The sequence below is a fragment of the Actinomadura darangshiensis genome (genome assembly GCF_004349235.1).
Classification (GTDB): Bacteria; Actinomycetota; Actinomycetes; order Streptosporangiales; family Streptosporangiaceae; genus Spirillospora; species Spirillospora darangshiensis.
Window position 1 is genome coordinate 1 of sequence record NZ_SMKY01000306.1, and the last position, 10,592, is coordinate 10,592.

The following is a 10,592-nucleotide window of genomic DNA, read 5'->3' on the forward strand; positions in this document are numbered from 1 at the left end:
GACACCCTCCCCATGCTCACCGGCGTCCGGATCGACATCGAGGGCGACACGATGTGGTTCGCCTGCACCGACCGCTACCGCATCGCCGCCCGCGAGCTGACCTGGTCCCCCGACGACGCCGGCTTCACCGCGGGCGTCGTCGTCCCGGCCCGCACCCTCGCCGACACCGCCAAGGCCATCAAGCGCGGCGCGGACGTCGCCATCGACCTCGGCGGCACCGCCGACACCCTCATCGGCGTCTCCGGCGGCGGCCGCAGCATGACCAGCCGCCTTCTGGACGACCAGTACATCAACTACCGGTCGCGGCTCACCGGCACCTGGACGTCCGTCGCCGAGATCCGCGTCGCCCCGTTCGTCGAGGCCATCAAGCGCGCCGCCCTCGTCACCGAGCGCGGCACCCCGATCCGGCTGGCGTTCACCGCCGACGAGGTCCGCCTCCGCGCCGCCACCGGCGACTCCGCCCGCGCCAACGAGAGCGTCGGCGCCCAGCTGACCGGCGACGACATCGACATCGCGTTCGCCCCCCAATACCTCCTGGACGGCCTGGCCGGCATCGACACCGAGTACGCCCGCCTCGAATGCGCCGGCCCCACCAAGGCCGCCCTCCTCACCGCCATCCCCGACAAGAAGGACGACGAAGACGCCCCCACCGAAACCGATACCGGCTACCGCTACCTGGCCATGCCCGTCCGCCTGACCTCCTGACCTTCTGACCTTGGTTCAAAGGTCGAGGACGGTGAGGACGAAGCGGACCTCCTCGGCGCTCCGGTTGCCGTAGGAGTGGGGGCGGTCGCCGACGAAGACGGCGGCGGTGCCTTCCTCGACCAGGTCCGTTCGCCCGTCCACCCCGAGGGTCAGCGTGCCCGTCTGCACGTAGACGATCTCCTTGGTCCCTGGCACGTGCGCGTCGCTCTCCCGGGTCTCCCCCGGCTGGAGCACCCAGTTCCACAGCTCCAGCGACGGCCGCGGGTCGCTGCCGGCCAGCAGCGTCCCCGTCCCGCCGTGCTCGCCCTCCCACAGGACGACGTGGCGTTCCGGACGGAACAACCGCACCGGCGGCTCCTCCTCCACCTGCACCAGCCGCGTCAGCGGCACGCCCAGCGCGTCCGAGATGCGGATGAGCGTCCCCAGGTTCGGGTTGCCGCGCCCCTGCTCCAGCCCGACCAGGACGCCCTTGCTGACCCCGGCCCGCCCGGCCAGCTCGTCCAGGCTCCACCCGTGCCCGGCGCGCAGCGCCCGCACCGTCCGCGCCACGGCCTCCCCGATCGCCTCCTGCCCGCCCAACCGTCCTCCATGACGTCGCCCAAGACCCCAACACCACCGCGCCGCCGACCGCCGCACCCACAATCATCGCCCCAACCACCCCACACCCGAACACCATGCCACCTTGGGGCCGGAGGGTCTGAGTGTCGTCCAATCCAACGGTGAAGCCGCCGGGCAGGAGGTCTTTCATGTGCACGTCCATCTGGTGCCGCGCCGGCATGGCGACGACCTTCGTCTGATGTGGGACCCTGCCCCGGCGCAACCCCGTGAGCTTGCCGAGACCCTCCAGCGCCTGTCTTCCTGAAGTCACTTGGACCACGGCAGGTCGGTATAATGGTATGTCGATGTCATTAAAGTGACCGTCTGGAGGGGCGCGGATGCTGGAGCGGGTCGGGGTGGACGAGGCCGTGCGCGAGTTGCGGCCCGATTTCGCCGTGCTCGTCATGACCGCGGAGGGCCTGGAGAACGGGCCCAGCGACCAGGTGTCGGAGGGCTGGCTGGCCGAGGCCGCGCAGAAGGCGGACGCCGGCGACCCGCACGTGGAGGCGTGGCGTGAGGCGTACCGGGCGTTCGGGGCCAAGCCGCAGCGCACCCGCCCGTCGGTGGACGCCCTGCTCCGCCGCGCCGACGCGCTCCCGTCGATCAACAAGGTCGTGGACGCCTACAACGCCGTGAGCGTCGAGTACGCGCTGCCCATCGGCGGCGAGGACCTGGACGCCTACCAGGGGCCCGCGCGGCTGGTCAGGGCCGCTGGCGACGAGCCGTTCGACGTGATCGCCGGCGGCGAGCCCGCCGTCGAGCATCCGAACCCCGGCGAGGTCGTCTGGCGGGACGACCGGGGGGTCACCTGCCGGCGCTGGAACTGGCGGCAGTGCGTCCGGACACGGCTGACGGAGGCCACCAAGAACGGCGTCTTCCTGCTCGAACGCCTTGAGCCGTACCCGCTCGACCGGCTGTCGGAGGCCGGCGACCGGCTCGCGGAGCGGCTGCGGGCGATCTCGCCGGAGGCGCGGATCGAGGCCCGGCTGATCGGCGGGCGGTAGTGGTCACGGTCCTCGCGCTGAGCGCCGCGCTGGCCTACGGGATCGCCGACTTCCTCGGCGGCACCGTGACCCGCAGATCGACCGCGATCCAGGCGCTGGCCTGGTGCGTCCCGATCGGCCTCGGGGTCGTGCTGGCGGCGGCGCTGCTGACCGGCGGCAGCGTGTCGCCCGGCCCGATGACCTGGGGGTTCGTGGCCGGGCTCTGCGGCGGGGCCGGGCTGATCACGTTCTACCGGGCGCTCGCCCGCGGCCCGATGAGCGTGGTGGCGCCGGTGTCCGCGCTGGCCGCGGCGGTCCTCCCGGTCGCCGTGGGAATCGCGAAGGGGGAGCGGCTGGACGCGTCCGTCCTGCTCGGCGTCATGCTGTGCCTCGTCGCGATCGGGCTGGTCAGCATGGAGGCGGGCGACGGCGAGAAGGCCGCCGGGCCGCGCGGGGGCGGGTGGCGGCGGCTCCTCGACTCGGGTCCCGTCATGGCGGGCGTCTCCGGTACGTGCTTCGGCGCCTTCTTCGTCCTGCTGAAGGAGGCGGGCGACGGCACCGGCCTCTGGCCGATCGTCGGCGCGCGGCTCGGCAACCTGGCCGTCGTCGTCGCGGCACTGCTGTTCCTGGCGTTCCGCGGCGGCGACCGGGGTCCGCGGGTGTCCGGCCGGACGCTGATCGTCCTGGCGCTGCTGTCCGGCAGCCTGGACGCGGGGGCGAACGTCCTGTACTTCCTCGCGGTCAACAACGGCATGCTCAGCCTCGCCGCCGTCCTGACGTCCCTCTACCCGGCGATCACCGTCCTGCTCGCGAGAATCGCCTACAGCGAACGCCTCCGTGCGGTCCAGCGCGTCGGCATGGCCGTCGCTGTCGCCGGAGTGGCTCTGGTCACCGTGGGCTGAAATCCCGGAGGTCGCCGCGCAGAGCCGTCCATCAGATCGCGACCCCCGAAAGGCACGCCGGGAGCTGCTGCAGCGTCGGTGGCTCAGCGGCGGCATCGTGCACGCATCGCCAAAGCAGGCCGCTCTCCGCTGGACATCCATGCAACGCGAAGGACGGTCGAGGTGAATGCATACAAGAACGCCGCATCCACCTGAAACGGAGAAGGTCGCATGACACTTCGCGCGAAGATCCTTGGCACCACTCTGGCAGCGGGAGCGGCCGTGCTGTTCGCGGCCGGTCCGGCGATCGCAGGCACCGACGTGTACGTCGACACGACGGACCCGTTCAACAGCGCGGCCGCGGGCTTCCATGCCAACGGCGAGACATTCACCGTCTGCGACAACCGGAGTGATGGCCTGCGGGCGAGCGGCCACATCGGATGGACGGATTCGTCCGCTTCACACTGGGTCCGGCTGGACGACACCAACGGCGCCAACAACTCATGCGCCAAGAAGAATCTGTCGATCGGCGAGGGGATCTCAGTCACCGTCGAGATCTGTGTGAAGAACGGAGCGGGCGGCGACACGAAGTACTGCGCCACCAAGAACGGGAAGGCGTAGAGCCGGGTAGCCCCGCCGCCCCGACGAGGTCGACCGCCGACCGAAGCGCGGAAGTACTTAGCCGCGGCAAACGAGACTGGAAAGCGTTGAGGGCGGGACCGTGGGTCCCGCCCTCAGGGCGTTTGGTCAGATGTACGGCCATGCGGCTGGCGGTGGTGGTGGGATTCGAACCCACGGAAGCTTGCACTTCACACGCTTTCGAGGCGTGCGCCCTCGTCCACTAGGCGACACCACCGCGGGAGAGCCTACCTGACTCTGCGGTGCGCGAAGAACTCGATTAGCAGCGCGGCGCACTCGTCCGCCATCACCTCGGCGATCACTTCGGGGCGGTGGTTGAGGCGCCGGTCGCGGACGACGTCCCACAGCGACCCGACCGCGCCCGCCTTCGGGTCGACCGCGCCGTACACGACGCGGTCGAGCCGCGCCTGGACGGATGCTCCCGCGCACATCGTGCACGGTTCCAGCGTCACGACCAGCGTGCATCCCGAGAGCCGCCACTCGCCGAGCGAGGCCGCCGCCCGCCGCATCGCGACGATCTCCGCGTGCCCGGTCGGGTCGGCGGACCGCTCGCGCTCGTTGCGCCCCGTCCCGATGATCTCGCCGGACGCGTCCAGCACGACGGCCCCGACGGGGATCTCGCCCTCGTCGAACGCCTGCCGCGCCTCGTCCAGCGCCCGCTCCATCGCGGGCACGAACCCCTCGATCACCGGATCGCGCGCCATGCCGCGGCCCGGCCGCGCCGGGCGTGCTGCGCCCGGGCCGGGACGTGGCTCACCGCCCGGCCGCGCCGGGCCGCGTCCGGGGGCGTCAGTCACGGAGGCGGTCGAACTCTTCGCCGAAGCCGGCGTGCTCGGCGACGGTGAGGAGCGCGTCGCCGGGGAGGGCGCGTTCACCGAGGTCGCTGAGGCGCTTGGCGTCGAGGCCGAGGTCTTCGAGGAGGGCGGAGTCACCGGCCGGGTCGCCGTCCGGGACCTCGCCGACGAGCTGCTGGAACAGGGAGCCGAGGCCGTCCTCGCGGACGGTGGAGATGTAGGCGCGCGGCTCGTCCTGGCCGTCCAGCCGGACGACCGCGAACCAGTCGTCGTCCTGCTCGATGAGCAGCACGACCGGGTCGCCGTAGGACTCGACGGCGGCCTCCCGCATCAGGTCGGCGACGTCGTCGACGTGCTCGGCCTCGCCGAGCACGGCCTCGGTGCCGACCCAGCCCTGCGGGGTCTGCGCGAACACGGCGGCGAAGTAGGACACCTGCTCATTTTGAGTCCTCCCCTCCCTGAAAGGGAAGGAGATTCCCTCCTGTCACGGGGTTGGTGGGGATTTCCGGCTCAGGCCGCCCGAGAGCCCGGCGGGCTCCCAGGTCTTACACCCTCGGCACCGGCCGGGACGAGTAGACGCGTTCCGACAGCGGCAATGCGTGCTTGGTTCTCGCCCCGCAACTCGCGCAGTCGGTGGTGGTGTGCTTCGGGTCGACCAGCACGACCAGGCGGCCGTGCTTGCGCCCCATGCCGATCAGCTCTCTTTTGGTGGCGCCGATCGCGGCGTCGGCGGCCTTGCGCGCCATCGTCGAACGCGCCGGGAACTTCGGCTTGAAGTCCTCCACCGCGACCTGGTCATGATCCCGTACGACGTGTTCGGCCTATTTACGCGCCGTGTCCTGGCGTTGCCGCTGCACCTTCTTGTGCTGCCTGGCCGCACGCCGGGCAGCGCGTTTGTCCCCCTTGGACCCGGGCGTGCCCTTGGGGGTGCGGCGGCGGGCCATCTGCCGCTGATACTTCGCCAGCTTCGCAGCGGCCTTTTTGCCGTGCTGGGGTGGGCCAGGTCGTAGGCGTCGCTGGTGGTGGTCGCCAGCTCTCTGACGCCCCAGTCCACCCCGATCGACTGCCCGGTGGCGGGCAAGGGTTCGATCTGTGCGGGGACGACGAAGGAGGCGTACCAGTGGCCGAGGCTGTCGCGGTACACCCGCACCGACGACGGCGCTGCCGGCAGCTCCCGCGACCACAGCACCCTCGCGGCGATGCCGCCCGCCAACAGCAGGAGGCCGTCCTTGGGCCGGAACCCGCGACGCGTGTAGTTCAACGTTGGATCCGAGGCGCCCCGCTTCTTCAGGTTCGGCATCCCGGCGCGTTGCCGTATCGGCAGCCGCTCTTTGACGTCCTTGAGCGCCTTGGCGCGGGACCGGCCGCAATCCCGGATGCTCTGCTGCTGCGGCACACTCGCACCCCTGCGCAGCCAGGAGCGCTCGGCGCGCCAGCCGGTCAGCATCTTGTCCAGCGCCGCCGGGCCGATCTTCTGCCCGGCTCGGTGCGCGGCGCGGGATTCGACGACGCACTGGTTCCAGATCCAGCGGCACCGGTCCCACTCCCGCAGCACAGCCCGCTCGGGACTGCCTACCGCACCACTTCGAACAGGTGAGCGAAACACCCACACCGCCGACGATCGTTCGCCTTGCAGGCGAACGCTCTGACTCTGCCCTGTCCGCGCGAATCGGGTGGCGGGTGCCCGGAACGAGTTGTGAATAAACTTCGGGTTTTGTCCGGTGCCGGACGGTCCGCGTCCTTCCCCGGCGTCACAGAAGTTCGCATACTTCTCAGCGGTCGCCATCCTCGGAGGAGTGCCATGGGCGCGGACGAACTGACCAGGCGCGGGTTTCTGGCGGGGACGGCGGGCGCCGCGGCGATCCTCGCGACGAGCGCGGCGGGCGGGTCGTCCACCCAGGCGCACGCGGCGCAACTGGCCGCCGCGAAGCGCGCACCCGTCGCCGAACTCCCCGATCCGGACGACTCCGGCATCGACCACATCGTCGTCGTGATGATGGAGAACCGGTCGTTCGACCACTACATGGGCTGGCTCCCCGGCGCCGACGGACGCCAGGCCGGCCTCACCTTCACCGACGCCGGCGGCAACGAGCACGGCACCCACCACCTGAAGGTGCCGTGGGGCTGCGGCTTCCAGGACCCGGACCACTCCTACGCGGGCGGACGAACCGAGTACAACGACGGCAAATGCGACGGATGGCTGCGCGCCGGCGACAACGACGTGTTCTCCATCGGTTACTACGAGGGCCCCGACCTCGGCTTCCACGGCCACGCCGCCCTCGACTGGACGGTCTGCGACCGCTACTTCCCCGCGATCATGTCGTCCACGTTCCCCAACCGGATCTACCAGCACGCCGCGCAGACCGACCGGACCTCCAACAGCCTGACGATCTCCGAGATCACCACCATCTGGGACCGGCTCAAGGCCGCGGACGTCTCCTGCCGCTACTACTTCAGCGACGTGCCGTTCACCGCGCTGTGGGGGCTCCGGCACCTCGACATCAGCCGGAACATCAGCGAGTTCCGCAGCGACGCCCGGGGCGGCCGGCTGCCCGCGGTCAGCTTCGTCGAGCCCGCCTTCCTCGGTGAGCTCTTCCTGCCCGGCATGTCCGAGGACGAGCATCCGCTCGCCGACATCCGGTTCGGCCAGGCGTTCCTCAACGAGGTGTACACGGCGGTCGTCACCTCGCCCGACTGGCCGCGCACCCTGTTCGTGATCAACTACGACGAGTGGGGCGGGTTCTTCGACCACGTCCCGCCGCCGTCCGGGCCCGACCCGCGGCCCGACCTCGGCACCGCGCTGCGCGGCTTCCGCGTCCCGTGCCTGCTGATCTCCCCGCGGGCGCGGCGCGGCGCCGTCGCGCACGAGGTGTACGACCACACGTCCGTCCTGAAGGCGATCGAGTGGCGCTGGGGGCTGGAACCGCTGACCGTGCGGGACGCCGCCGCGCGCAACATCGCCGAGGTGCTCGACTTCGACAGCCCGCCCGACCTGCGCGCGCCCCGCTACGGCGCGAAACGGCCGATCAGCCTCGGCTGCCTCGACCCGGCGCACAGCCACACCGGGGACGACTGGGCGGACCTCAGCGAGTACGCCCTGCGCAACGGCTTCCCCAGGGGTTAGGGGACGGCGTCCAGCGCGCGTTCGAAGGCGGGCGCGAAGCCGATGCGGCCGGCGATGCTCAGCAGCATCTCGTCCGGGTAGAGCTCCAGGTCGCCGGAGATCGCGCCGAGCTCCATCTCGTCCAGCCCCAGATCGCTGAAGATCGACATGTCGCCGACCGGGAGGACCTGGTCGAGCTCCTCCTCCGCCGGGATCGGGATGTCCAGATAGTCGAGGACCTGCCCGGCGAGCGGCCAGTCGACCGACGCCGTGACGTCCGACAGGAACACCATCACCTCGTCGCCGAGCAGGCGGATCGCGACGAAGAAGTCGTCGCCGACCGAGACCAGCCCGACCGTGCCGCCGAGGCTCGGCTGCTGGCGCAGGGCGTGGATCAGCCCCGCGAGGTCCTCGGTCAGCGCCACCGGGAGGATCTCGGCCTCCCAGCCCTCGTCTTCCCGATACACCACGACGGCGAAATCCGTCGCGTCCACATCCGTCATTTCCACCCCACCGGCCCGTCTCCTGCCAGGGCATGGTCGCAGATGCGGCGCGCGCTCGCGTGCCCCACCACCAAACTCGCCGCCGCACCCGGTGGTGAGGCCGGAAGTCAGTGCCGCAAACCGGTGCCCGGCGGGACGAACCTACTCGATCAACGTCAATTTATGCGGAACGTGCGGCGGCGCAGCGCCGCGTGGATCCGCGCCCTGCGGGACCGGTGCGGCGTCACCCGGCGGCGCAGCTCGCGGGCCTCGGCCAGCTCGCGCAGGAAGATCGCCCGGCGGCGCAGATGCTCGCGGACCTCCTCGGGGGAGATGTCGCCCTGCGGGCCGGGACGCGGCGGAACGCCCTCCGGATCGGGCGCGGGCTCACGGGCCCCCGCCGGACCACTCGGCTGCTGATCGCTCTCGCTGTTCATACCGCCATACTGCCCAGCTCAAGGGCGTCCTATCCAGTCGCGGGGGCAGGCCGCACGGGGTGGGCTACGGTGATGCGCATGCAGACCCTCGCCGTCGACCACCCGCTCGTCGCGCACAAGCTCACCACGCTGCGGGACGTCCGCACCGACTCCCCCACGTTCCGCCGGCTGGCCGACGAGCTGGTCACCCTGCTCGCCTACGAGGCCACCCGCGACGTCCGGGTCGCCGAGGCGACCGTGCAGACCCCGCTCGTCCCCGCCGAGGGCGTCCAGCTGGCGAGCCCGAAGCCGCTCGTCGTGCCGATCCTGCGCGCCGGCCTCGGGATGCTGGACGGAATGACGCGGCTGCTGCCCACCGCCGAGGTCGGGTTCCTCGGCATGATCCGGGACGAGGGCACCCTGCAGGCGCAGACGTACGCGACGCGGCTGCCGGACGACCTGTCCGGGCGGCAGTGCTACGTCCTCGACCCGATGCTCGCCACCGGCGGGACGCTCGCCGCCGCGATCCGGCTGCTGTTCGACCGCGGCGCCGACGACGTCACCGCCATCTGCCTGCTGGCCGCCCCGGAGGGCCTCAAGTACCTGGAGCAGGCGTTCGCCGACATCTCGGCGCCCATCAGGGTCGTGACGGCCGCGATCGACTCCCACCTCAACGAGCAGGGCTTCATCATGCCGGGCCTCGGCGACGCGGGGGACCGCCTCTACGGCGTCGTCTGACCGGGCGCGTCCCGCCGGAAACCGGGACGTGACCTGCGATGTTCGTTCCTGACGGCAGGGGGTACCACACCTCTACGGAACGCCAGTGCGCGTTCCCCTCCGCCGTCCCGGCACAGGGGACCGTTACGGACCGGGCGGTGCGAGCGAGCTCAGGGACACGTGATGGCTCACCAAGGGGATGGCGACCTGCCGCGCTACGCCGCGATCGGCGAGCGGCTCACCGAGGAGTTCGACGGCGTGCACGGCTCCGACACGATCGACCGGTGCGTCTGCGCCGCGCGGTACGGTGCCGAGGAGGTCACCGGGTCCGCGCCGCCCGACCTCGTCGAGCGGATCGCGCGCCGGCACCTGGAGGTGCTCGCGACCGTCGCGGCCGAGAAGCGCCGCAAGGCGCAGCGCTCGTCCCTCGACAACTCGCCTTAGGCGCCGGCGGGACGGTGCCCGGCGCCGCGCGCGCGGGAACCACTTGCTTTGCCGGTGCTGAGGGCTGTGCGAAACTGAAGCGGGGTCCGTGGGTCAACGCTCCGGGAGGCATCCGTGCCCGCCAAGAAGTACATCACGTGGGCAGCCGTCGCATTCGTGGCGTTCTACGTCATCAACCAGCCGGACGGTGCGGCCCAGTCGGTGGAGAGCGCGGCCAACGGCATCGCGTCCGCCGCGGGATCCCTGGCCACCTTCGTCAACGCGCTCGCCTGAGAGGCCGGCATGAGGCTCGTCACCCCCGGCGATTCCGCGCCGGCGTCGGTCAACAAGTACCTCCTCCCGCACGAGAACCAGGTGATCACGGTGCGCCGGCACCCGGCCGTGCTGATGGTCCCGGTCGGCCTGCTGCTCGGCGGCCTGATCATCGCGGGCCTGCTGAGCCAGACGCTCGCCAGCGCGGGCGGCGCGGTGTTCAGCTGGGTCTGGTGGGGCTGGCTGATCCTGCTGGCCTGGTTCGTCTGGCGGGTCGCGGAATGGTCCGTCGACTACTTCGTCATCACCAACCAGCGGATGCTGCTGACCACCGGCCTGATCACCCGCAGGGTCGCGATGATGCCGCTGGCCAAGGTCACCGACATGAGCTTCAAGCGGACGATCGCGGGCCGCATGCTCGGCTACGGGGAGTTCATCCTGGAGTCCGCCGGCCAGGACCAGGCCCTCACGAACGTGGACTTCCTGCCCTACCCCGAGCAGCTCTACCTCGAAGTCTGCGAAATGATCTTCCCGAACAAGAACCCGGCGCCGGAGGAGAAGACCCTCCCGCCGCCGCCC

General features: G+C 71.1%; 17 protein-coding genes and 1 tRNA gene. 11 read left to right on the top strand and 7 right to left on the bottom strand.

What is annotated here, in order from left to right; translation table 11 throughout:
• Positions 1-705 (top strand): DNA polymerase III subunit beta (locus E1293_RS39030; RefSeq protein ID WP_279473336.1); only part of this gene is annotated, 705 nt, incomplete at its 5' end.
• A 15-nt stretch (positions 706-720) separates the two neighbouring features.
• Here the strand turns inward: E1293_RS39030 and E1293_RS39035 are convergent.
• Entirely contained in the window at positions 721-1,284 is a 564-nt protein-coding gene (locus E1293_RS39035) for a helix-turn-helix domain-containing protein (RefSeq protein WP_132203848.1), read from the bottom strand.
• A gap of 103 nt (positions 1,285-1,387) precedes the next feature.
• Here E1293_RS39035 and E1293_RS39040 point away from each other — a divergent pair, with 103 nt between their 5' ends.
• The 4 genes from E1293_RS39040 (at position 1,388) to E1293_RS39055 (ending at position 3,787) form a co-directional block, all read left to right on the top strand.
• Positions 1,388-1,567 (top strand): HIT family protein, encoded by a 180-nt coding sequence (locus tag E1293_RS39040; protein ID WP_132203850.1) that lies wholly within the window; start codon positions 1,388-1,390, stop codon positions 1,565-1,567.
• A gap of 73 nt (positions 1,568-1,640) precedes the next feature.
• Entirely contained in the window at positions 1,641-2,306 is a 666-nt protein-coding gene (locus tag E1293_RS39045) for a B3/B4 domain-containing protein (RefSeq protein ID WP_132203852.1), read from the top strand.
• Positions 2,306-3,187, top strand: a complete 882-nt coding sequence (locus tag E1293_RS39050; protein WP_132203854.1) for an EamA family transporter — start codon at positions 2,306-2,308, stop codon at positions 3,185-3,187. Before E1293_RS39045 ends, E1293_RS39050 begins: the two co-directional genes overlap by 1 nt.
• Before the next feature lie 261 nt (positions 3,188-3,448).
• Entirely contained in the window at positions 3,449-3,787 is a 339-nt protein-coding gene (locus E1293_RS39055) for a hypothetical protein (protein WP_132203856.1), read from the top strand.
• Positions 3,788-3,934: 147 nt separating this feature from the next.
• Here E1293_RS39055 and E1293_RS39060 read toward each other — a convergent pair.
• From E1293_RS39060 to E1293_RS48925, 4 genes are all read right to left on the bottom strand, one after another.
• A tRNA-Ser gene (locus E1293_RS39060) sits at positions 3,935-4,022 on the bottom strand.
• Between the two features lie 10 nt (positions 4,023-4,032).
• A complete protein-coding gene (tadA, locus tag E1293_RS39065; RefSeq protein ID WP_132203872.1) occupies positions 4,033-4,509 on the bottom strand; it encodes a tRNA adenosine(34) deaminase TadA in 477 nt (158 codons plus the stop codon).
• A gap of 85 nt (positions 4,510-4,594) precedes the next feature.
• The gene (locus E1293_RS39070) at positions 4,595-5,032 is read right to left on the bottom strand and encodes a tRNA adenosine deaminase-associated protein (RefSeq protein WP_132203858.1); all 438 of its coding nucleotides are present in this window, start codon (positions 5,030-5,032) and stop codon (positions 4,595-4,597) included.
• 112 nt (positions 5,033-5,144) lie between these two features.
• Complete coding sequence (locus tag E1293_RS48925; protein ID WP_207939353.1) at positions 5,145-5,384, bottom strand: hypothetical protein; 240 nt, start codon at positions 5,382-5,384, stop codon at positions 5,145-5,147.
• Positions 5,385-5,621: 237 nt separating this feature from the next.
• On the opposite strand from E1293_RS48925, the gene E1293_RS48930 reads away from it, so the two are divergent.
• Together E1293_RS48930 and E1293_RS39080 are read left to right on the top strand one after the other, a co-directional pair.
• Positions 5,622-5,855 (top strand): hypothetical protein, encoded by a 234-nt coding sequence (locus tag E1293_RS48930; RefSeq protein WP_207939354.1) that lies wholly within the window; start codon positions 5,622-5,624, stop codon positions 5,853-5,855.
• A 545-nt stretch (positions 5,856-6,400) separates the two neighbouring features.
• Positions 6,401-7,723, top strand: coding sequence for an alkaline phosphatase family protein (locus E1293_RS39080; RefSeq protein WP_132203860.1), 1,323 nt, complete (start codon positions 6,401-6,403; stop codon positions 7,721-7,723).
• On the opposite strand, the gene E1293_RS39085 is transcribed toward E1293_RS39080, so the two are convergent.
• Both E1293_RS39085 and E1293_RS39090 read right to left on the bottom strand, forming a co-directional pair.
• Complete coding sequence (locus E1293_RS39085) at positions 7,720-8,205, bottom strand: tRNA adenosine deaminase-associated protein (RefSeq protein WP_132203862.1); 486 nt, start codon at positions 8,203-8,205, stop codon at positions 7,720-7,722. The genes E1293_RS39080 and E1293_RS39085 overlap by 4 nt on opposite strands.
• A gap of 155 nt (positions 8,206-8,360) precedes the next feature.
• A complete protein-coding gene (locus tag E1293_RS39090; protein WP_132203864.1) occupies positions 8,361-8,621 on the bottom strand; it encodes a hypothetical protein in 261 nt (86 codons plus the stop codon).
• A 78-nt stretch (positions 8,622-8,699) separates the two neighbouring features.
• Here E1293_RS39090 and upp point away from each other — a divergent pair, with 78 nt between their 5' ends.
• The 4 genes from upp to E1293_RS39105 all read left to right on the top strand — a co-directional run.
• Positions 8,700-9,338 carry a uracil phosphoribosyltransferase gene (gene upp, locus E1293_RS39095; RefSeq protein WP_132203866.1) on the top strand — a complete coding sequence of 213 codons (639 nt, stop codon included), beginning with the start codon at positions 8,700-8,702 and terminating at the stop codon, positions 9,336-9,338.
• A 162-nt stretch (positions 9,339-9,500) separates the two neighbouring features.
• Complete coding sequence (locus E1293_RS39100) at positions 9,501-9,761, top strand: hypothetical protein (RefSeq protein ID WP_132203868.1); 261 nt, start codon at positions 9,501-9,503, stop codon at positions 9,759-9,761.
• Between the two features lie 114 nt (positions 9,762-9,875).
• Entirely contained in the window at positions 9,876-10,034 is a 159-nt protein-coding gene (locus tag E1293_RS48055) for a hypothetical protein (RefSeq protein WP_165978591.1), read from the top strand.
• A gap of 9 nt (positions 10,035-10,043) precedes the next feature.
• Positions 10,044-10,592 (top strand): PH domain-containing protein (locus E1293_RS39105; protein WP_132203870.1); only part of this gene is annotated, 549 nt, incomplete at its 3' end.